The 21,016-nt window shown below is 65.4% G+C and carries 17 protein-coding genes; 6 read left to right on the top strand and 11 right to left on the bottom strand.

Annotated features, from left to right (window positions below; genetic code table 11):
• The coding region (locus DQW50_RS04515; RefSeq protein WP_157964842.1) for an amidohydrolase family protein at nucleotides 1-752 on the bottom strand (752 nt) is incomplete at its 3' end.
• 79 nt (nucleotides 753-831) lie between these two features.
• Nucleotides 832-2,076, bottom strand: a complete 1,245-nt coding sequence (locus DQW50_RS04510) for a Zn-dependent hydrolase (RefSeq protein WP_112078111.1) — start codon at nucleotides 2,074-2,076, stop codon at nucleotides 832-834.
• Nucleotides 2,077-2,165: 89 nt separating this feature from the next.
• Here DQW50_RS04510 and DQW50_RS04505 point away from each other — a divergent pair, with 89 nt between their 5' ends.
• Nucleotides 2,166-3,785, top strand: coding sequence for an amidohydrolase family protein (locus DQW50_RS04505; RefSeq protein WP_112078110.1), 1,620 nt, complete (start codon nucleotides 2,166-2,168; stop codon nucleotides 3,783-3,785).
• 18 nt (nucleotides 3,786-3,803) lie between these two features.
• Here DQW50_RS04505 and thrC read toward each other — a convergent pair whose 3' ends face one another.
• A complete protein-coding gene (gene thrC, locus DQW50_RS04500) occupies nucleotides 3,804-5,030 on the bottom strand; it encodes a threonine synthase (protein WP_112078118.1) in 1,227 nt (408 codons plus the stop codon).
• 98 nt (nucleotides 5,031-5,128) lie between these two features.
• Nucleotides 5,129-5,854: a helix-turn-helix domain-containing protein gene (locus DQW50_RS04495; RefSeq protein ID WP_112078109.1), complete on the bottom strand. Its 726-nt coding sequence runs from the start codon at nucleotides 5,852-5,854 to the stop codon at nucleotides 5,129-5,131.
• A gap of 360 nt (nucleotides 5,855-6,214) precedes the next feature.
• Here DQW50_RS04495 and DQW50_RS04490 point away from each other — a divergent pair, with 360 nt between their 5' ends.
• A complete protein-coding gene (locus DQW50_RS04490; RefSeq protein WP_112078108.1) occupies nucleotides 6,215-7,354 on the top strand; it encodes an alanine racemase in 1,140 nt (379 codons plus the stop codon).
• 29 nt (nucleotides 7,355-7,383) lie between these two features.
• Here DQW50_RS04490 and DQW50_RS04485 read toward each other — a convergent pair whose 3' ends face one another.
• Entirely contained in the window at nucleotides 7,384-8,979 is a 1,596-nt protein-coding gene (locus DQW50_RS04485; RefSeq protein WP_112078107.1) for an amidohydrolase family protein, read from the bottom strand.
• 168 nt (nucleotides 8,980-9,147) lie between these two features.
• Here DQW50_RS04485 and DQW50_RS04480 point away from each other — a divergent pair, with 168 nt between their 5' ends.
• Nucleotides 9,148-10,683: a M81 family metallopeptidase gene (locus DQW50_RS04480; RefSeq protein WP_112078106.1), complete on the top strand. Its 1,536-nt coding sequence runs from the start codon at nucleotides 9,148-9,150 to the stop codon at nucleotides 10,681-10,683.
• Between the two features lie 176 nt (nucleotides 10,684-10,859).
• Here DQW50_RS04480 and DQW50_RS04475 read toward each other — a convergent pair whose 3' ends face one another.
• The 6 genes from DQW50_RS04475 to DQW50_RS04450 form a co-directional block, all read right to left on the bottom strand.
• Entirely contained in the window at nucleotides 10,860-12,035 is a 1,176-nt protein-coding gene (locus tag DQW50_RS04475) for an ABC transporter ATP-binding protein (protein WP_112078105.1), read from the bottom strand.
• Nucleotides 12,028-13,113, bottom strand: a complete 1,086-nt coding sequence (locus DQW50_RS04470; protein ID WP_112078104.1) for an ABC transporter ATP-binding protein — start codon at nucleotides 13,111-13,113, stop codon at nucleotides 12,028-12,030. Before DQW50_RS04470 ends, DQW50_RS04475 begins: the two co-directional genes overlap by 8 nt.
• A 1-nt stretch (nucleotide 13,114) precedes the next feature.
• Nucleotides 13,115-14,062, bottom strand: coding sequence for an ABC transporter permease (locus tag DQW50_RS04465; protein WP_112078103.1), 948 nt, complete (start codon nucleotides 14,060-14,062; stop codon nucleotides 13,115-13,117).
• Nucleotide 14,063: 1 nt separating this feature from the next.
• Nucleotides 14,064-15,047, bottom strand: coding sequence for an ABC transporter permease (locus DQW50_RS04460; protein WP_112078102.1), 984 nt, complete (start codon nucleotides 15,045-15,047; stop codon nucleotides 14,064-14,066).
• 54 nt (nucleotides 15,048-15,101) lie between these two features.
• The gene (locus tag DQW50_RS04455) at nucleotides 15,102-16,853 is read right to left on the bottom strand and encodes an ABC transporter substrate-binding protein (protein ID WP_112078101.1); all 1,752 of its coding nucleotides are present in this window, start codon (nucleotides 16,851-16,853) and stop codon (nucleotides 15,102-15,104) included.
• A gap of 185 nt (nucleotides 16,854-17,038) precedes the next feature.
• Nucleotides 17,039-17,539 carry a hypothetical protein gene (locus DQW50_RS04450; RefSeq protein ID WP_112078100.1) on the bottom strand — a complete coding sequence of 167 codons (501 nt, stop codon included), beginning with the start codon at nucleotides 17,537-17,539 and terminating at the stop codon, nucleotides 17,039-17,041.
• A 206-nt stretch (nucleotides 17,540-17,745) separates the two neighbouring features.
• Here DQW50_RS04450 and DQW50_RS04445 point away from each other — a divergent pair, with 206 nt between their 5' ends.
• The 3 genes from DQW50_RS04445 to DQW50_RS04435 all read left to right on the top strand — a co-directional run bounded on the left by DQW50_RS04445 (nucleotide 17,746) and on the right by DQW50_RS04435 (nucleotide 20,991).
• A complete protein-coding gene (locus tag DQW50_RS04445) occupies nucleotides 17,746-18,105 on the top strand; it encodes a hypothetical protein (RefSeq protein ID WP_127341309.1) in 360 nt (119 codons plus the stop codon).
• 157 nt (nucleotides 18,106-18,262) lie between these two features.
• Nucleotides 18,263-19,858 carry an amidohydrolase family protein gene (locus DQW50_RS04440; protein ID WP_198664599.1) on the top strand — a complete coding sequence of 532 codons (1,596 nt, stop codon included), beginning with the start codon at nucleotides 18,263-18,265 and terminating at the stop codon, nucleotides 19,856-19,858.
• Complete coding sequence (locus tag DQW50_RS04435) at nucleotides 19,855-20,991, top strand: mandelate racemase/muconate lactonizing enzyme family protein (RefSeq protein ID WP_112078098.1); 1,137 nt, start codon at nucleotides 19,855-19,857, stop codon at nucleotides 20,989-20,991. Before DQW50_RS04440 ends, DQW50_RS04435 begins: the two co-directional genes overlap by 4 nt.
• Nucleotides 20,992-21,016: the final 25 nt, after the last annotated feature.

Here is a 21,016-nt window from a genome sequence, read left to right as displayed (position 1 = left end):
GAGAGGTGGAGCGGGACGTTCTCGTCGGCACCGATGTCGACGAACTCGTCGAGCGCCTCCCAGATCCACCGCCCCTCGCTCCGGACGTGCGCGACGAACGGCCGGCCGTACGGACCGAGGCGGGCCGCGAGTTCGCGCACCTCGTCCGTGTCCGCGTACGTACAGGGCGTGTAGATGAGTCCGGTCGAGAAGCCGACCGCCCCGTCCTCGAGCGCCTCGGTCACGAGGTCCGCCATCTCGTCGAGTTCGTCGTCCGTCGGGGCGCGGTCGTCCATCCCGAGGACGTCGAACCGGACGGTGCCGTGTCCCACGAGCAGCGCCACGTTCGGCGCGATACCGTTCCCCTCGACGGCGTCGAAGTAGTCCGCGACGCTCCCCCACGTCCAGTCGACGTCGGCACGCCCGGCGAGCGCGCCGAGCTGTTTCGCCCACTCTTCGGCCCCGCCGTCGCGGTACATGGGCGCCATCGAGAAGCCGTCCTGACCGAGGATCTCGGTGGTGATTCCCTGGCGGAGCTTGGGCGCGAGCGTCGGGTCCTCGAACAGTTCCAGGTCCGAGTGCGAGTGCGTGTCGATGAACCCCGGACAGACGACCCGTCCGTCCGCGTCGACGGTCGTCTCGGCGTCGACGTCGCGTGGCGGACCGCGGTGGACCGCTTCGATCCCGCCGTCATCGACGGAGACGGCTCCGCGGAACCACGGCGCGCCGGTGCCGTCGACGACACGGGCGTTCTCGATGAGCAGGTCGGTCATGTGGGTGTGGTCTCACCGATGGTAAAAAAACACGCCCCCGTCCATCCACGGGGGCGTGTGCGCCGAGCGCGCTTCCACGTCACTCGTCGTCAGGTCGCTCGTTCGCCTTCCCGACGGTCGCGTTCAGGAGGACGTTCACGCCCGTCACGACGTCGTCCCACTCGGTGAACTCGGCTTCGGTGTGGCTGACGCCGCCGACGCTGGGGACGAATATCATGCCGGTCGGACAGACGCGGTTGAGGTAGCTCGCGTCGTGGCCCGCGCCGCTGACGAGCCGGGTAGCGTCGGCGTCGAGCGCGTCGGCCGCGTCGGCGACCGCGTCGACCACCGCGTCGTCGAACGACTGTGAGTCGATCCGCATGATCTCCTCGTGGTCGGCCTCGATCCCCTCCCGGTTCGCGGCGTGGTCGATCTCCTCGCGGACTCGCTCGGCCGCCCGGTCCACCGTCCGGTCGTCGTATGACCGGAAGTCGACGGTGAACTCCACTCGCTCCGGGATGACGTTGATCGAGTTGGGCGAGACGTCGACCGACCCGACCGTCCCCACGAGGTCGTCCCCGCCGGTTCCGGCGATCCGCCGGACCGCATCGACGACGTCGCTCGTCGCGACCATCGCGTCGTGTCGGAGGTGCATCGGCGTGGGGCCGGCGTGGTCCGCGCTCCCCTCGAAGGCGGCGTCGAACCAGACGAAGCCGTACACGCCCTCGACGACGCCGACGGCCAGGTCACGATCCTCGAGTTTCGGGCCCTGCTCGACGTGGAGTTCGAGGTAACAGTGGAGGTCGCGCGGTTCACACGGCTCCTCGCCCCGGTAGCCGATGCGCTCCAGCTCCTCCCCGAACGTCTTCCCCTCCTTGTCCTCGCGGGAGTAGGCGAACTCCACGTCGAACTTGCCCGCGAACACCCCGCTTCCCAGCATGTCCGGCTGGAACCGGACGCCCTCCTCGTTGCTCCAGGAGACCACCTCGATCGGCCGTTCCGTCTCGACGCCGGCGTCGTTTAGCGTCTCGACGACCTCGAGGCTCCCGAGCACGCCGATGACGCCGTCGTACCGGCCGCCGTTGTACTGGCTGTCGACGTGCGAGCCGATCAACACCGGCGGGAGGTCGTCGTCCCGCCCCTCGCGTCGCCCGAAGAGGTTCCCCATCTCGTCGACCCGCACCGAGAGCCCGGCGTCCTCGAACCACTCGACGAGGGTGTCCCGTGCTCGTTCGTTCTCGTCGGAGAGCGTCGGTCGGTTCACGCCGCCCCGATCCGTGGCGCCGATCTCGTTGAATCGGTCGAACCGCTCGCGGAACCGTTCGCTCGATATCGTGCGTGGCATCCCTCGTCGGAACGTGGCCGCCGGGTTTCACTCCTCCGCCTCCCATGTAGGGGGGTGTCGTTTACCCCGCGGGGAACGCTCCGGCATCCATGAGCGAGGACGTCGAGTTCAGGGGAGCGACCGTGTACGACGGGTCGGGTGCGCCGGCGACCGAAACGAACGTTCGGGTCGTCGACGGGCGGATCGAGCGGATCGATCCGGAGCCGATCGGGAGCGAGCGTGTCGTCGACGTCGACGGGAACGCACTCGCCCCCGGGTTCGTCGACATGCACGCCCACTCCGAACTCCGATTGCTCGACCGACCCGAAGCGGTCGAGAAGGTGACACAGGGCGTGACGCTGGAGGTGTTGGGACAGGACGGCATCAGCGTCGCGCCCCTTCCCGAGGGGGACCGCGAGGAGTGGGCTCGTCGGGTCAGAACGCTTCTCGGAACCCACGAGCCGTGGGAGTGGCGGACGACCGAGGGATTCCTCGACACGCTCGAGGACGCGGGACCCGCGGTGAACTGTGCCTACTACGCACCCCACGGGAACCTGCGATCGTTGGCTGTGGGGTTCGAGGATCGCCCGCTCGATCCGGACGAGCTCGAACGCGTCTCGGACGCGCTCGATACCGCGCTCGATGACGGCGCGTTCGCGCTTTCGACCGGGATGATCTATCCGCCGAGTTCGTACGGCCGCGACGAGGAACTCGGGACGCTCGGCGGACCGCTGGCTCGCCGCGAGTCGTTCATGGTCTCACACGTCTGGAACGAGAGCGACGCCGTCGTCGAGTCGATCGACCGGTTCGTTCGGCTCTGTGAGCGTGCCGGCTGTCAGCCGCACGTCTCCCACCTGAAAGTCGCCGGGGAGGACAACTGGGGACGCTCCGAGGAGGTTTTGGAGGTCTTCGACGCCGCGGAGGAACGCGGCGTCGACGTGACGTTCGACCAGTACCCGTGGACGGCCGGGAGCACGATGCTCACCGCACTCCTCCCGCCGTGGGCACGAGCGGGCGAAACGGACGAGATCCTCGAGCGACTCGCCGATCCCGACGTCCGCGACCGTATCCGCGACGACATCGAGGGTGGCGTCGACGACTGGGAGAACCTCGCGAAAGCCGCCGGGACGTGGGAGAACGTCCTCATCACCGACACGGGAAGCGGACGGTCCGAGGGTCAGTCGGTCACAGCGATCGCCGCCGAGCGCGACACCACCCCCGTCGACGCGGTCTGTGAGCTCCTCCTCGAGGAGGAGCTCGACGTGACCATGGCGGACTTCGTGATGGACGACGTCGATATCGATCGGTTCCTGGCCGATCCCCGGGGGACGATCTGTACCGACGGCATCTTCGGCGGAAAGCCACACCCTCGGGCGGTCGGAACGTATCCCCGACTGTTGGAGCGATACGTCCGCGAACGAGGAGTTCTGTCGCTCGAACGCGCAGTCTACAAGGCTAGCGGCCATCCCGCCGACGTGCTCGGCCTCCCCGACCGCGGCCGCGTGTACGAGGGATACGTCGCCGACCTCGTGGTGTTCGATCCCGACCGGGTACGGGCGAACGCGACCTTCGACGATCCGATACAGCTCTCCGACGGGATCGAACACGTCATGGTCGACGGCGAGTTCGTCGTCGAGGAGGGCGAACCGACGGGGAACCGTCCGGGACGGGTGCTTCGTTCGACCGAGGTGTGGGAAGGACCTCGCCGCCCGGACCTGACGGGGCGGTGACTCGGGGCTACGTCCGACTCACGCGCCGCCGTACCGGTCGATCACGTCGTCGATGTCGGGGTCGATGGGGTCGACCTCGCCGCCGGCGCGCATCGCGCTTTCGGTGTCCTTCAGGCCGGTGCCGGTCACGACGACCACGACGCTGTCTCCCGCCTCGACGATCCCCTCCTCGCGCGCCTTTCGCAACCCGGCGACCGGCGTGGCACCCGCGGGTTCCGCGTAGATCCCCTCCGTCCGCCCCAACAGCGACTCCGCAGCGAGGATCTCCTCGTCGCTCACGAGCAGCGACTCCCCCCCGCTCTCTTCGAGCGCCGAACACGCCTTCACGGTGTTCCGCGGCCGCCCAACCGAGATGCTGTCGGCGACCGTGTCGGCCACCTCCTCGACGTCGTCGTGTTCGTGGAACGTATCGTGGATCGCGCTCGCGCCCTCGGCCTGGACGCCCAGCATTCGCGGGGCGTCCTCGACCAGGTCGAGGTCGGCGAACTCGTGGAACCCCTTCCAGCCGCCGGCGATCGTACAGCCGTCGCCCATCGAGAACACCAGCCAGTCGGGGACGTCGCCGGCGGTCTGCTCGGCCAACTCGTGGCCGACCGTGCGTTTCCCCTCGACCTGGAAGGGGTTGACCGCGGCGTTGCGGTTGTACCAGCCGAACTCCTCGGTGACCTCCATGCTGAGGTCGTACGCCTCGTCGTAGCTACCACGGACGGCGAGCACGTCGGCGCCGTAGACGAGCGGCTGTGCCAGCTTCCCCTCGGGGGCGTCGCCGGGGACGAACAGCCGGCAGTCGAAGCCGCCGCGGGCGGCGAAGCCGGCGAGCGACGCGGCCGCGTTCCCCGTCGACGCGCAGGTGACGACGTCGATCCCGAACTCCCTGGCCTTCGTCATCGAGACGCCCGTCGCGCGGTCTTTCAACACGCCGGTGGGGTTCCGACCGTCGTCTTTCACGCGCAGGTCGACGCCGAGTTCGGTGCCGAGCCGGGGGGCGTCCAAAAGCGGGGTCCCGCCCTCGCCGAGGGTGACGGGATCGACGTCGTCGGTGACGGGGAGGAACGCCCGGTACTTCCACTGTGAGCGGATGTCCCCGTCGAGCGGCTCGTCGAACCGGTCGAGGACACGGTCGTAGTCGTATTTGACCTCGAGGATGCCCTTCACGCCCGGGTGTTCGGGACAGGTGTAGATGACCTGGTCGGGGTCGTACTCCGCGCCACAGAGGGTACACTCCAGCGTCTCCACGTGATCCATGGTACGCTTCGGCGTCTCCACGTGCTCCATACCTCCTGTTCGGGCCGGAACGTGGAGAATCCACCGCCTTCTATAGACGGTCCCGAGCGGTAGCGGAACTAGTCGATCTTGCCGAGGATCTTGGCCTCCGCCTTACGGAGGTGTTCGAGGAAGGTCGTCTTCGAGATGTCGACTTCGTCCGCGAGATCGGTGGCGGACGTCTCACGGGGCCACATGTAGTACCCCTCCTCCTGTGCGAGTTCGAAGATCTCCCGCTGTCGTTCCGACAACTGATCCGTCTGCTGGCACTGAGCAGTGGTCGTCTGGGCCGATTTCATTCCCTCGATCCGGATCTCGGCGTCCATCTCCTGACGGATCTCGTCTAACCGTTCCTGGATCGTGTTCCGGGACGCACGGACGATGACGGTCCAGTACTCGAAGCCGTCGTTGATCCGGATCTCCTCCTCGGGAACGAAGCCCCGCGAGACGAAGGCGTCGTGAATGCTGTTTGCGGGTTCGTATTCGACGAGGAGCTCCTGTGTGGCGTTTCCGGCCGGGTTCGTCTGTAGTCCGGGATTGAAGTACTCGTTTATCACTTTGGCCCGTTCGGTCAACGGCGACGCCTTGATCGCCGCCACGAGGTCGTCGATCCGGTCGGTGGTGTCCGCGTGAGCCGTCAGCCTCGCACTCACGATGTCGTCGTACTCGTAGACGCCGTGTGCGATGAGTCCGGCGTCGACGGACGCGGTCGTCTGGAGCGTCCAACAGTCCGGATGCCAGATACGGAGCGCGAGTTGCGACGTCTGGTGGATCGGCGTTGAGGACTTACTGAGAGCTTCTCCCATGCCATGAGGCGTCATATGTAGTATGATAAAGGTTTCGGCGGTCGTAGCTGTAACATATGGATACTATCAAGAGTAATAGGTGGGTACACCGGTCCGCACACGTGACAGATCATCCCACTGAGAGCTCCCAGCATTCCGGATCGCCTGAGGAACCGATCGGGAATCGACGACGTTCATATCAGTACGTCAAAACAGGGGGATCAGCGCGATCATTCATTTCAAAATTTTTGTATACTCTCGTATGGATCCGAAGAAGTACTGGAGCGGTCGTGGACGATCGCTTTTCGTGGGAATCGCGACCATCGGAGACGTCACCGGACGGGAGGCAAGACTTTTGTCGTCGTTTTTTGTATTTCGCTCATGCCGACCCCGACGATCGCGGAGACGCGGCCGACCCTCGGTACGCCGAAAGACGAGATAGAGACGCCGGCACTGTTGGTCGATCTCGACACGATGGAAGCGAACGTCCGGGAGTACGTCTCGTTTGCGGAGGCGAACGACGTCCGGCTCCGTTCGCACGTCAAAACGCACAAAAACGCCGAGCTCGCCAACCGACAGAGCGAGTACGGCGGTGAAAGCGGGGTCGTCTGTCAGACCCTCAGTGAGGCCGAGATCATGGCGAAGAACGGCATCGATGACGTCTATCTGTCGTATATGGTCGTCGGCGGACGAAAGCTCGAGCGACTCGTACGGTTGTCGGAGAAGCTCGACCGGTTCGCCACGACCGTCGACGGGCCGGGAAACATCGAGCCGCTTCAGGAGGCCGCAGCGGATCGAGGCGAGGACGTCGACGTGATCTTGGAGGTCGACGTCGGATTACACCGAACGGGGGTCGCGCCGGGCGAACCCACCCTGGAGACGGCGCGGTTCGTTCGCGAGCAGTCGAACCTGAACCTCCGGGGGTTGCTCGCCTACGAGGCCCACGTCAAGTCCGAAGCCGAGACGCAAGCGGAGTACGAGACGTACTGTACGGAGGCCATGGATCGCGTACAGGAGACGGTCGACCTGCTGGAATCCGAGGGGATCCCCGTCCCGGAAGTCAAGGTGGGCGGGACGGCGACCTCGAAATACAGCGGACGACATCCGGTCGTCACCGAGATCAATCCGGGGATGTACCCGTTCATGGACGTGGGTGAACTCGAACATCGACCGTTCGAGGTCGACCGAGCCGACTGCGCGGCGACCGTCGTCTCGACGGTGATATCCGCGCCCAGCGAGGACCGTGCGGTCGTCGACGCCGGGAGCAAGACGCTCTCGATGGACACGTCGCAACTGCCCGTTCCCAAGTACCGTGACGACGTCGCGTACGTGAACGCGTCCGAGGAGCACGGCTGGCTCGACACCACCGACAGCGACGACTCGATCGCGGTCGGTGACCGCATCGAGTTCATCGTCCCCCACGTCTGTACGACCGTCAACCTCCACGACACGATCATCGCCGTTCGGGACGGCCACGTCGAGGACCTCTGGCCCGTCCAAGCGCGTGGGAAGGTGAAGTGAAATAACCCAACTACCGACGACGGACGGCGCTATTTCTTTATCGCGGTTCCCGGACGTGCGTCGGTCACCTCGCCGTTCCGGACGACGAAGGTGCCGTCGACCATCACGTGAGGAACTCCGGACGGGAAGCGTCGCGGGTTCTCGAAGGTCGCCCGACTCTCCACGGTGACCGGATCGAAGACGACGAGGTCGGCGTCCATCCCCGGCCGGAGAACCCCCTTCCGATCGAGCCCCATCGCGCGCGCCGGAAGCGACGTCATCTTTCTGACGGCGTCCTCCAAGGAGAGGTGGTTCTCCTCACGTACGTACGTTCCCAGAACGCGGGGATACGTTCCGTACGTCCGGGGGTGCGGATACGCGCCGAACAGTCCGTCCGTGGCGATACCGACCCGTTCGCTCGCCATGATGTCGCGCACGTCGGGCTCGGTGACCGTGTGGAGGATCATGGCCGGCGATAACTCCTCGTCGAGGAGGATGTCACAGACGGCGAGGACGGGGTTCTGATCGCGGTCCGCGGCGATGTCGGCGACGGACTCGCCCTCGTACTCGCGCCACGCCTCGGTGTCGAGGTTGCGGACGACGATGTTCTCCCAGCCGGAGCGCGCTCCCTGGTTCTCCCAGCCGTCGATACGCCACTCCTCGATGTCTCGGCGGATCCGTTCTCTGGCCGTCTCGTCTCGAAGGACCTCGAGTACGTGGTCGGGCCCTTCGGCGTGAACCCACGGCGGGAGAACTGCGGACAGGAGGGTGTTACCGGCCGTGTAGGGATACTGTTCGGCCGTGATGTCGACCCCCCGTTCACGGGCGGTTTCGACGAGTTCCGTCGCCCGTTCGGCCTTTCCGTGTTGCTCGGTGCCCGATACCTTGAAGTGTGAGAGGTGGAGCGGGACGTTCTCGTCGGCACCGATGTCGACGAACTCGTCGAGCGCCTCCCAGATCCACCGCCCCTCGCTTCGGATGTGCGCGACGAACGGTCGCCCGTAGGGTTCGAGTTCGGCGGCGAGACGCTGCGTCTCCTCCGTCGATGCGTTCACTTGTGGCGAGTACACGAGTCCGGTCGAGAAGCCGACGGCCCCGTCTTCCAGTGCGTCGGCAACGAGGTCCGCCATCTCCTCGAGTTCGTCGTCGGTGGGAGCACGGTCGTCCATCCCGAGCACGTCGAACCGAACGGTTCCATGCCCCACGAGCGTGGCCACGTTGGGTGCGATGCCGTGCGCCTCGATCGTGTCGAGATAGTCGGCGACGCTTCCCCAGCTCCACTCGACGTCGACGTCGCCGGCGAGTCCCGAGAGGTGCCGTGCCCACTGGTCGGCACCGCCGTCGCGATACATCGGCGCCATCGAGAACCCGTCCTGACCGAGGATCTCGGTGGTGATCCCCTGTCTGAGTTTCGGCGCGAGCGTCGGGTCCTCGAACAGCACCAGATCCGAATGTGAGTGCGTATCGATGAACCCCGGACACACCGCCTTTCCCTCCACGTCGAGGGATTCGTTCGCGGTGACGTCGACGTCCCCGCGAAACACGTCCGTTATCCGGCCGTCCTCGACCGTCACGGCACCGCGGAACCACGGTGCGCCCGTTCCGTCGACGATCCGAGCGTTCTCGATGAGTACGTCGTGCGTCATCGAACTACCCTCCCGGTTCGAACAGGTGTCGCCATACGGACCCACGGAGTGTGAGGCACCTAACAGCACTACCTCACATCCACGGGTGGCCGCCGGTTCGGCGTCGACGGCACACCCCTGACCATGATAGGTCCCGATCTTAACCGGGAGTGGTTGGGACGAAGGGACATGTCAAACGAGACTGTGCTGCTCGGTGGTTTCGCTCACGAGACGAACACGTTCGCGAGCGGGAAAACCGGTCGGTCGTTGTTCCAGGAGCGCCGGGAGTACTTCGGCGAGGAGATCCCCGAACGGATGGGGGGAACCAACACCTGTGAGGGGGGCGCAATGGAGGTCGCGGAGGAGGAGGGGGTCGATCTCCGGTACACCGTGTCCGCGTCCGCCACACCCAGCGGCGTCGTCGCGTCGGACGCCTACGACTTTTACACTGGGGAGATCCTTGACGGCGTCGAGGAACACGGCGACGATCTGGACGGGGTCTGTCTCTGTCTCCACGGCGCGATGGTTCCGGAGGGGATGGACGACGGCGAAGGGCCGCTGGTTGCCGCGGTCCGCGAACGGGTCGGTCCCGACGTCCCGATCGCCGTCACCCTCGACCTCCACGGCAACAACACCGACCAGCTCGTCGAGGAGGCGGACGTCCTGGTCGCCTACGAGGAGTATCCACACACCGACATGGGCGACACCGGCCGCCGCGCGATGCGGTACCTCACGCGAACGATGCGTGGTGAGATAGATCCGACGATGGCCATCGAACGCCCGCCGGTCCTCCCCTTCGGCCCGAAACAGAACACGCGTGAGGGACCGATGACCGAGGTGATGGAACTCGCCCGGGAGTACGAGGAGCGCGACGACGTGATAAAAGTGAACGTGTTCCCGGGGTTCTATCAGGCCGACGTTCCCTCAATGACCTGGTCGATCCCGGTCGTCACCGACGACGATCCCGATCTCGCCCGCGAGATCGCCAGGGCGCTGGCGACACACGTCTGGGAACACCGAGATGATTTCGTCGGTGACTATCCCGAACCCGAGGAAGCGGTCGAGGAGGCACGACACCTCCTCGACACATTGGACGAGGACAGTGGACCGATCGTGATGGCCGACGTCGGCGACAACCCCGGCGGCGGCGGCGCTGCCGACGGAACGACGGTCCTCCGAGAGATGCTCGATCAAGGGCTGACGAACGCCGGCTTCGCCATCGTTCGTGACCCCGAAGTCGTCGACGCCTGTGTCGAGGCAGGCGTCGGCGAGCGGGTGACGGTCGACCTCGGTGGGAAGACGGATGACCGACACGGCGATCCCATCGAGGACCTCGACGGCTACGTGAAGGCGATCACCGACGGCGAGTTCCGTAACACCGGTCCGATGGGGACCGGTAGCGAGAACCATCTGGGGACGGGAGTCCACCTGAAATGTGGCCACGAGGACGGAGTGAGCGTGATCGTCACGGAGAACCGCATGCAACCGCTCGACGCCGAGATCTGGCGGCACGTCGGGATCCAGCCCGAGCGACTCGACGTGCTGGTGGTCAAGAGCACGAACCACTTCCGGGCCGACTACGAACCGATGTCCAGTGAAGTCATCCCGATAAACAGCATCGGCCTCGTCGCGATGGACCTGCGGAAGTTCGACTTCACCCGGATCCACCGACCCCAGTTCCCCCTCGACGAGATGGACGACGACGCCTATCCCGATTGGGACTGATCCCGGTCGTACGGACGCTCGGACCGATCCCGGTCGTACGGACGCCCGGACCGAACCGCGGATTCGTGTAGACACGATCGACGGACCGGAGTACCCGCGAGGGAGAGACGCGGATCGCGGACACTCCACGAGAGTCAAAGCGTGCGTGTTTGCCGCACGCCGATCGATGGACGATATCAGTACGCCGTGATATCCGAGTCGAGGTCGGAGTCGTCCGTCTCCTCGAGGGGGACTTTTCGGTGGGGGTTCTCCAGTACGTCCTCGGGAACTCCCTCCGTTCCCCGGAGTTCCGACTCGTAGGCCGCGACGTCCTCCTCGTCGTAGTAGGCGTGACAGGCGACGTTTCGCCTCGAGCCGGAGCCGTCTTCCCGTCCGATCGGGCGGAGGGCGGGGTCGACGTGATCGCATATCTCTTCACGTTCCGGACACCGGCCTTTGAACCGACAGCCGCTCGGGAGGTCGATCGGGTCGGGGATCGATCCGCGGATCTCGACGTGTTCGCGGTCGCTGAACGGGTCCGGTTCCGGGGCGGCCCCGATCAGCGCCTTCGCGTAGGGATGTACCGGGTCGCTGATTATCCGCTCCGTCTCCCCTGACTCGATTATCCTCCCGAGATACATGATCCCGATCCGGTCACACACTTGTCTGAGTAGTGATAAGTCGTGGCTGATAAAGAGGATCGTCAGGTCGAGTTCCCTGTTCAGCCGCTGGAGTAACTCCAAGACGCCGGCCCGGATCGAGACGTCCAGCATCGACACCGGCTCGTCGGCCAGGAGGAACTCCGGTTCGAGCACGAGCGCCCGAGCGATGGCGACCCGTTGACGCTCGCCGCCGGAGAGCTGATGTGGATAGCTCTCGAACCACGTCTCCGGCGGCGTGAGCTCCGCACGCTCGAGCGCCTCGATAACCCGCTCGTACCGCTCGTCGGCGTCCCCGATCCCGTGGATCTTCAGCGGCTCGACGACCGCATCGTACACGGTCATCCGCGGGTTCAGGCTCTCGAACGGGTCCTGGAAGATTATCTGAACGTCCCGACGGAACCGCTGAAGTTCCGAACCGGAGATGTTCGTCACGTCTCGTCCGCGAAAGTAGATCCGGCCGTCAGTCGAGTCGAGCAGGCGGATGAGCGTCTTTCCGGCCGTGGTCTTCCCACATCCCGACTCGCCGGCGAGGCCGACGATCTCGCCTTCCTCGATCTGGAGGTCGATCCCGTCGACCGCGCGGACCTGTTCGTCCCCACCGAAGAGCCCGCTCAGCAACCCCTTTTCCGTATTGAAGTACTTTTTCAGGCCCTCACACTCCATGATGTATTCGGCGTCGCCGCCGTCGGGGACGGGGGCGTCCTCAGTCATCACCGATACCTCCAGTAGGAACAGTGTCGGATCCCGTTCGCTCCCACGTCTCCCGGTTCTTCGCCTCCTCGCGCATCCGTTCGATGGAGTCGTGATGGTAGCACGCCGACGCGTGATCCTCCCCCACAGTTTCTAACGGGGGGTGTTCCGTCTCACACTCGGCGGTAGCGAACGGGCACCGATCCAGGAACCGACAACCGTCAGGGAGGTCAGCGATGTCCGGCGGACTCCCCGGGACGCTGATGAGGTCCGACTGATCGCCCCGGAGCGTGGGGAACGCGTTCTGTAACCCCAGCGTGTAGGGATTGTACGGATCGGCGAAGATCTCCTTGAGGTCGCCGTACTCCATCAGCTTCCCCGAATACATCACGCCGAGTCGGTTACACGTCTCCGCGATCACGCTGATGTCGTGGGAGATGATGATGACCGATATGCCGAGCTCGTCGCGGAGCTGCTTCAACCGCTTGAGGATCTGGTCTTGAACGATGACGTCGAGTGCGGTCGTCGGTTCGTCGGCGATGATGAGGTCGGGATCGAGCGCCAGCGACATGGCGATGTACGCCCGCTGTTTCATTCCGCCGGAGAACTGGTGAGGGTAATCGTCCATTCGGTCCGGATCGAGCCCGACGACCTCGAACAGTTCGGCTGCTCGCTCCCGTGCGTCGTCGGTCGTGACGTCCCGGTGGGCCTGGATCGCCTCGACGATCTGGTTGGAGATCCGATGGACCGGATTGAGCGCGTTCATCGCGCCCTGACTGATGAGCGAGAAATGCTCCCAGCGGAGCGCGTCGAGTTCGCGTTTCGACAGTTCGGTGAGCTCTATTCCCCGGAATCGGACGGACCCGGAGGCGACACGACCGTTGCTCGGAAGCAGGCTCAAGATGGCCTGTGCCACCGTGCTCTTCCCGCAACCGGACTCGCCTACGAGGCCGAATATCTCGTTCTCGTCGACCGAGAAGCTGATGCCGTCGACGGCAGTGAGGTCACCGCCGCTCGTCGAGTAGGTCACGACGGCGTCCTCGACGGCCAACAACGGTGCGTCGTCGTCGAAATCGAAGGTTGCTGTTGCTCGTTTCATGTTATTTCTCCTGTAGCTGCGGATTGGCGACCTCCTCGTATCCGCGACCGACGAGGTACGCCCCCATGACGACCAACGTGATCGACAGTCCGGGCGGTAACGTCCACCACCACGCCTCGCCGAACGATTGGGTCACGAACGCCCGCTGGAGCATCACGCCCCACGAAGGAACGTTCGGGTCGCCGAACCCGAGGAACGCGATACTCGCCTGCGCGACGATCGAGTACCCCACGGCGATGGCGGCGTACAGCGCCGACAGCGGAATGACGTTCGGAAGGATGTGAACGGCCATGATCCGGAAATCGGAGGCTCCGGCGGCCTCGGCGGCCTCGATGTACGGTCGCTCGCGGACGCTCAACACCTCCGATCGGATCACCCGGGCGGTGGAGAGCCAGTACAACAGGGCGACCCCGAAGATGATGTTCCAGACGCTGGCGCCGAACACCGTCGCGATCACGACGACGAACGGGATGAACGGGAGCCCGTAGAGGATGTCCACGACCCGCATCACGACCTCGTCGATCCAGCCGCCGTAGTACCCGGCGACGATACCGACCGTCGTCCCGATGACGGCGACCATGAAGGCACCGAGCAGGCCGACGAACATCGCGATACGCGACCCCAAAAGCAACTGTGAGAGCACGTCGTACCCTGCGTCCGTCGTGCCGAGTGGATGGCCGGCCATCGGCGGTTGGAGCGACGCCCAGGTTCCGTCAGCCATGTAGATCCGCTCGCTCGGTCCGTACGGGACGATGTATGGCGAGATCACTGCGAGCATGAAATAAAAGAGGACGATAAGCAGTCCCGCGACCGCCAGCCGCGACTGGACGAACAGTTCCGCCTGTTCGCGGCTCGACCGCTTGAGGTTCTGGAAGAACCGACGCCATCCCTGTTTGGTCCCCCTCGATTCGGTCACGGTTCGTCCGCTCGTGTCCGTTTCCTCGCTCATGTTAGCTCTCCCCCAGCCTGACTCGCGGATCGAGGTACGTGTAGGCCAGATCCGCCACGAAGTTCATCGTGATGACGATCGCCGACAGGAGCGCGAACGCACCCTGTGCGACGGGGTAGTCGCTCCGAAGCGACGCCTGAACCATCTCGCGGCCGAGACCGGGCCACGAGAACACCTGTTCGATCAGTACCTGTCCGCCGACCGCGAACCCGATCGCGATCGCGAACGCGGTAACGACCGGGAGGATGGCGGTGCGTGCGGCGTGGACGAACAGGACCCGCCGATTGGTGAGTCCCTTGGCGCGCGCCGTGTCGATGTAGCTCTCCGAGAGCACCTCCAGGATGTTGTTTCGCATCAACAACAACGGCAACCCCGTGTAGTAGGTGGATAGCGTGAACACGGGCAACACCAGGTGGTACAGGAAGTCGGTGCTGAGGAACTTCGCCGTCGTGGTGTCGTAGCTCGCGGTCGACTCCCGCATCCCGCCGATCGGGAAGACGTCGAGCTGGAAGCCGAAGACGTAGAGGATGACCATCCCCGTCCAGAACACCGGCATCGAGCGGACGAACAGGACGACCACCATGCCGACCCGTTCCTTCGCCGTCCCCCGGAGCCACCCCAGTTGTGCGCCGAGGTACGTCCCGACGGTGTACGAGATGGTGAACGCCGTCAGCATCAGGCTCATCGTGTTCAGGAACCGGTCGGTGATGAGCGCCGACACCGAACTCCCGTAGTAGAACGACTGGCCGAAGTCGAGTTGGGCCACGTTCACCATGTACCGGATGTACTGTCGCCACAGGGGATCGTTCAACCCGTACTGTTCGATGACGGCCTGTCGCGCTGCCTGGCTCATCCGGGGGTTCGTGAACGCCGACATCGGGCCACCCGGGACCTGCCGGAAGAGGAAAAACAGGATCGTGATGACGATGAAAAGCGAGGCCAGCATCAGCGCGAACCGGCGGGCGACGTATCGTTTATTAACCATGTCGTATAGAGGTGGTTGACCAGGGGTTGGATGTGCTTCGACGGATCGAGACGCTCACTTTCCGGTCATCCCTTCCGGGTAGTGGATGTTCCCCTCTTCGTCCCACACGTAGCCGGCGTCCGCGAGGATCGTCGTCGCGCCCTCGATCCCGCCATCGAAGAACGTCGTGTCCTCGTTGTGCCAGAACTCGAGCGAGGGATTGATGAACGTGCGTGCCTCCTGTCCGAACCCGTCGAACGCCTCGTCGATGATGGTCTGTTGGGTGTCGTTGACCACCGCGTTGAACGCCTGGCGCATCGGCACGTGGTCGAACGGCGGCCGCTGACAGTTCACCCACGCGGACTGCCGACCGCTCCCGAGCGTCTCTATCGCACCCAGGGAGTCGTTCTCCTCGACCGTCTCCTGGAGTTGTTGTGTGTCGCCGAACCAGTAATCGAGCAGGTCGTAGTCACCGTTGATCAACGCCTCCATCTCGGCGTCGCTCGTCGACAGCGGCCGCTGGATCCGCCTGTCGATGTTCGGCGCCATGAAGTGGTCGTCGAACGACGGCATCTCGAACCGCGATCCCTGGTCCCACGTTCCCCACTGGAACGGGCCGGATCCGACCACCGGGTTGTCGTCGTCGATCGTGATCTGCCAGGGCTGTTCGGTCGTCCCCGTCTCCTCCATCAGCGCGGTCCAGTAGTGTTCGGGGAGGATGGGCACGATCCCAGCGGTGGTCTTGATAAAGGGAACGTACGGCTCTTCGAGAGTGAACGTCACCGTGTAGTCGCCGTCCTGCTCGACGCTATCGACGACCTGAACGACGTTGTTGAGGTACGCCGGCGGCTCCAGATCGAGCATCATCTCGTAGGTCCACACGACGTCGCTGGCGGTAACCGGTTCCCCGTCGTGGAAGGTCATCCCCTCACGGAGCTGGAACGTGACCGTGGTGTCGTCCTCCCACTCCCACTCCGTCGCCGCCCACGGCTGGGCCTCCAGCTCCGGTCCCGTCCGGATGAGGAAGTCGTGCATGAACCGCGTGGGAACCCAGTTCCGGCTGGGCCCGATGGCGTTGGCGTTGAGGGGGTTCAACTGGTCGGACGGGTCCCAGTTGTTCGTGATGATGGTGTTCCCCTCCTCGTTTTTCGGCTCGATTTGGGTGTAGTTCCAGATGTTACGCAGTCCCGTGTCGGTCACGACGACGGAGTCTTCCTCGAACCGGTCGCTACGGAACGCGTAGTAGTATTCGTTGAACAGGTATTGGTTCTCCGGGCGCTGTTCCCCGATGATGTCCTGTGCCTCGTGAACGAGCTCCTGTCTGGTCTCGTCGTCCGTCTCCTGTCGCTGCTCGTAGGCGATCTCGTCGTACTCCTCGCTCGAGAACCCCGTCCAGTTCTCGGATCCGTCCGAGGCGAATCGCGTCACGATGATGCTGTCCGGCTCGCCGTTGTTCGCGCTCCACCGGTACGTGACGATGTCGTAGTCGCCAGACTCTTCGCGGTCGCTGACCACCGTCGCTTCCACCGGGTCCGTCACCGTCGGGATCCCCATCTCGTCGGTGAGGCGTTGGTCGACCAGCCGGTTCGCCTGGTAGCGACCGGGGTTGTACTGTTCGGTGTACGCCAGGTGGATCACGTCGTCCATCATCCGCTCTTCGGGGAGGTCCTCCTCCACCACTCGGGCACCCGATCCGCCGCCGCCGTCGTCGCCGCCGCCGTCGGTCGTGGTCGTTTGTTCTCCGGAACACCCGGCGATGCTCACACTGCCGATGGCCGCCCCGGCGGCACCCATCTTACGCATGAATTCGCGTCGATTGGTAGACATACACAAGGCCAATGCCAACTCCCGGGGATATAGCCACCACCAAACTATGGAGGGTCCCGAGTCGGTCTCACGATTCTCTGGGGTATCGGACCACGAACGTACAGAATGTGGTGACGTTTCTAGCGCATCCGCCGTGGATAACTCACAATAGAATTAGTTTTTAGCTCGGCGACCCAGCCGACGACTCACCGGAGGTACGCGTTCAGGATCGTGAGGTTTGTACCCAGATCCTCGACTGCCTCGTTGTGGTCGTCCAAGGCGTCGCGAGCACGCTCGAACTGTGGCTGTGGGTCCTCATCGAGCGATCCCGGGTCGCCAGACCCCAGTTCGGAGAGGTTCGTCTCGATCCTGTCGAGCGCGGCGGCCATCGCGTCGTGGAACTGGTGGAGGTGTTCGTTGTGTGCCTCCAGTTTTTTTATCGTCTGCTCCCGGTGGCGGACCGCCTGATCCACGGTGAGGAACTCGGTTCGATCGACCAGCTCGTCGATGTTCCCCTCCTCGGCGTCCAGCTGGTCCGCGAGCCGTTCGAGCGCGTCACGCTCGTCCGCGATAGCCTCCCACGTCCGGGGGAACGAGTCGACCTCCCCCGACTCGTACGCCTCGAACTCCTCCCGGAACGTCGACCGGCGGGCCTCGTCGTGATCGCCGACGGCCTCGGCGGCATCGATGATGTCCTGTAGTCCCATACAGCCAGTAGTGCCGATGGACGCTTTTCAATATGGGTGGTCGGCCGAAGGGTTTACCCATCCCAACCGACATCCGGAGGCATGGCTCTCCGTGTCGACCCACCGAGGTCACGTCCGCTGCGGGAGTCTCCCGACCTCGCTCGCGAACGATCGAAGCGATCGGAGCGATCGACGACCGTACGGAGCCGCGATCGGGAGGCGAGGACGTGACCCGAGACGATCCGGACCGGGAGGAGTACGCAGGCTGGGGGCCACCGCAAGGAGGAGGGAACGCCGACAACGAAACCAACTCCGCCGGGAGGGATCCCTCCGTCACCGAGGGATCGTCCGACGAAACCGGGCTTCGCCCCCCCACGGAGCTACGTGGCCCGCTGCTCCGGGACCGGCTCCGCGATCGGTTAGGCGTCACGCCACGTCAGTGGTACGTCATCGAGACGCTCCTTTTGGTCTCCCCGTACCCGGTTTTCGTCTTCGTCTACGTCACGGTTGACGTCAACGAAACCGTCTTTCTGACCGTTACTCTCCTCTATTCACTCGTCGCGACGTACGTGGGGATACTCTCCTGACGGCCGTTTTTCCTCTCCTGACGGCCGTCTTTCCGCGACCCGGTTCGTGACGGCCCGCCCGGCGTGGCGCGTCCGCTCGGATCGAACGATCCGGGTGGGAACACCCCGCACTTGGACGGTGGCATACTTTACCCTCCCCGGTACGCGGTTCGATCACATGGGATACGACTGCGTGCTCCGGAACGGACGGATCGTCGACGGAACCGGCTCCCCGTGGTATCGCGGCGACGTCGCCATCGCCGACGGTCGGGTCGCCGCCCTCGGCACGGTCGAGGGCGAGGGGGACGTCGAGGTCGACCTCGACGGCGACGTCGTCGCGCCGGGGTTCATCGATATCCACACCCACTCGGATTTCACCCTGCCGGCGAACCGGGACGCCCACAGCAAGGTCAGACAGGGGGTGACACTCGAGATCGTCGGGAACTGCGGCACGAGCGCGGCACCGCGGTACGGGGCGGCCGCCCGCTCCGTCGACGACTGGTTCGCGAGCCGGGGACTGGACGACGAGGTCGACGCCGGCGAGTGGGAGTCGATGGCCGAATACCTCGCGTACCTCGAGTCCGACGGCCTCTCGCTCAACGTCGGGTCGCTCGTCGGCCACGGGAACGTCCGCGCGGCCGTCGTCGGATACGAGGACCGCGACCCGTCGCCCGACGAACTCGCCGAGATGCGCGAGTTGGTCGCCGAGGCGATGGCGGACGGGGCGGTCGGCCTCTCCTCGGGCCTGTTTTACCCGCCGGGCTGTTACGCCGACGTCGACGAGGTCACCGCGCTCGCCGAGGTGGCGGCCGAACACGGCGGGTTCTACGCGACCCACATGCGCTCCGAGAGCGACGGCCTCCTCGAGAGCGTCGAGGAGACCATCGAGATCGGCCGCCGGGCAGGGGTTCCGGTACAGGTGTCCCACCACAAGGCCGTCGGCCCCGACAACTGGGGGAAGGTGCGGGCGACGCTCCGACGGATGGAACTCGTCCGACGGCGTGAGGGGATCGAGATCCAGTGTGACCAGTACCCCTACGTCGCCTCCTCGACGAGCCTCGGGGCGCTCCTCCCGAACTGGGCCCACGACGGCGGCGACGACGCGCTCTTAGAGCGGCTCCGGGACCCGGAGACGCGGAGCCGAATCCGCGACGATCTGAAGGACGACCGCACGAGCGACTGGGACGGGATCCTCGTCACTGGCGTCCAGAACCCCGATATGAAGGCGTACGAGGGGAAGACGATCGCCGAGCTCGCAGACCGCGAGGGGGAGACGCGACAGCCCGCCGAGATCCTCCTCGATATCGTCCTCGAAGACGAGAACCGGACCATGCACGTCAACTTCGGGATGGACGAGGCCGACGTCCGGACGGTGATGCGTCACGACCTCACGATGGTCGGCAGCGACGGGTCCTCCCTCCAGCAGTCCGGCCCGCTCGGCGAGGGCGTTCCGCACCCGCGGAACTACGGGACGTTCCCCCGCGTGCTCGGCAACTACGTCCGCGAGGAGGGCGTGGTCCCGCTCGAGAGCGCCGTCCACAAGATGACCGGGATGCCCGCCTCGCGGCTGGGGCTCGACGACCGGGGGGTGTTGAAACGGGACGCTCGGGCCGACGTGACGGTGTTCGACCCGGAGACCGTCGAGCAGACCGGCGACTTCCTCGACCCCGCCGTCTACCCCGCCGGTATCGAGCACGTCCTCGTCAACGGGGAGTTCGTCGTCCGCGACGGCGACCACACCGGCGCACGCCCCGGAGACGTGATCGGCGCATGACGGCCACGGTCACCGCCGTCGAGGCGATCCCGGTGTCGGTGCCGGCGGAGACGTCCTACGAGACGAGCCTCTCGGTCGCGACCGGCGGACAGGGGTCGTACGACCACGTCCTCGTCCGCGTCGAAACCGACGCCGGCGTCACGGGTGTCGGCGAGGTCGCGCCGTCCTCGACGTGGCCACACGGGCTGACACGGCGCGCGGTCGTCGACCTGATCGAGGACCGCCTCGCGCCGCTGGTCGAGGGCGAGCAGCTCCACCGGATCCCGCGTCTCGTCGACAGAGCGGAGCGGGTCCTCTCGGGTGAGCCGTTCCCGCTCAGCGGCGTCGACGTCGCGCTGTACGACGCGTTAGGGAAGCTCCGCGACAGCCCCGTGTACGACCTGCTCGGTGGCGCACCCGACGGCGAGCCGACGATCGACCTCCACTACTCCATCGGTATCCGTCCGCCGGAGGAGGTTCGCGAACTCGCGGTCGAGGCCCGCGAGGAGGGGTTCACGGCGTTCAAAGTGAAGGTGGGCGGACCGGATTTCGAGGCCGAACGGGAGGCGATCGCCGCGATCGTCGAGGCGGTTCCCGACGCGGAGGTCCGGATCGATGCCAACCAGGGGTGGGTAGCCGCCGAAGCGATACGTCGGGTTCGCCGTCTCGACGAGGCCGCCGACGGCCTCGTTCTGGTGGAACAGCCGGTGCCCCACGACGACGTCGAGGGACTCCGCCGAGTACGGGAGGCGACGGCCGTTCCGGTGCTTGCCGACGAGGCCTGTTTCTCTCCGGCGGACGTCGCGGACCTCGCGGGGCGGGACGCCTGTGATGCCGTCAACATCAAACTCGCGAAAACCGGCGGACTCTCGCGTGCGCGTGACGTCGCGACCGTCGCGAACGCGCACGGACTCCCCTGTTTCATGGGGTCGATGCTCGAACTCGGGATCGGAACGGCCGCCAACGCCCACTTCGCGGCGTCATCACCCGCGGTCACCTATCCGTCCGGCGTGTTGAACGTCCACGCGACGTCGACGCTCGTCGAGGACCCGGGAGCCTGGAAACCGTCCGGCGACCGCTTCACGGTTCCGAGCGACCCGGGCCTCGGCGTGACGGTGGACGATACAGCGGTCGAACGGTATCGAGTCAACTGAACGGCCGCTCGACGTGGGACCGTGG

The sequence above is a fragment of the Halorubrum sp. 48-1-W genome, assembly GCF_003287355.1.
Taxonomy (GTDB): Archaea; Halobacteriota; Halobacteria; order Halobacteriales; family Haloferacaceae; genus Halorubrum.
This window is presented reverse-complemented; position numbering and strand designations above follow the sequence as displayed.

Excerpts from the sequence above, each read along its gene's own strand:
- DQW50_RS04495 (WP_112078109.1), bottom strand. The coding sequence starts at position 5,854 with ATGGGAGAAGCTCTCAGTAAGTCCTCAACGCCGATCCACCAGACGTCG.
- DQW50_RS04475 (WP_112078105.1), bottom strand. The coding sequence starts at position 12,035 with ATGACTGAGGACGCCCCCGTCCCCGACGGCGGCGACGCCGAATACATC.
- DQW50_RS04455 (WP_112078101.1), bottom strand. The coding sequence starts at position 16,853 with ATGTCTACCAATCGACGCGAATTCATGCGTAAGATGGGTGCCGCCGGG.
- DQW50_RS04480 (WP_112078106.1), top strand. The coding sequence starts at position 9,148 with ATGTCAAACGAGACTGTGCTGCTCGGTGGTTTCGCTCACGAGACGAAC.
- DQW50_RS04440 (WP_198664599.1), top strand. The coding sequence starts at position 18,263 with ATGGGATACGACTGCGTGCTCCGGAACGGACGGATCGTCGACGGAACC.
- DQW50_RS04450 (WP_112078100.1), bottom strand. The coding sequence starts at position 17,539 with ATGGGACTACAGGACATCATCGATGCCGCCGAGGCCGTCGGCGATCAC.
- DQW50_RS04505 (WP_112078110.1), top strand. The coding sequence starts at position 2,166 with ATGAGCGAGGACGTCGAGTTCAGGGGAGCGACCGTGTACGACGGGTCG.
- DQW50_RS04485 (WP_112078107.1), bottom strand. The coding sequence starts at position 8,979 with ATGACGCACGACGTACTCATCGAGAACGCTCGGATCGTCGACGGAACG.
- DQW50_RS04490 (WP_112078108.1), top strand. The coding sequence starts at position 6,215 with ATGCCGACCCCGACGATCGCGGAGACGCGGCCGACCCTCGGTACGCCG.
- DQW50_RS04435 (WP_112078098.1), top strand. The coding sequence starts at position 19,855 with ATGACGGCCACGGTCACCGCCGTCGAGGCGATCCCGGTGTCGGTGCCG.
- thrC (WP_112078118.1), bottom strand. The coding sequence starts at position 5,030 with ATGGATCACGTGGAGACGCTGGAGTGTACCCTCTGTGGCGCGGAGTAC.
- DQW50_RS04465 (WP_112078103.1), bottom strand. The coding sequence starts at position 14,062 with ATGAGCGAGGAAACGGACACGAGCGGACGAACCGTGACCGAATCGAGG.
- DQW50_RS04470 (WP_112078104.1), bottom strand. The coding sequence starts at position 13,113 with ATGAAACGAGCAACAGCAACCTTCGATTTCGACGACGACGCACCGTTG.
- DQW50_RS04510 (WP_112078111.1), bottom strand. The coding sequence starts at position 2,076 with ATGCCACGCACGATATCGAGCGAACGGTTCCGCGAGCGGTTCGACCGA.
- DQW50_RS04460 (WP_112078102.1), bottom strand. The coding sequence starts at position 15,047 with ATGGTTAATAAACGATACGTCGCCCGCCGGTTCGCGCTGATGCTGGCC.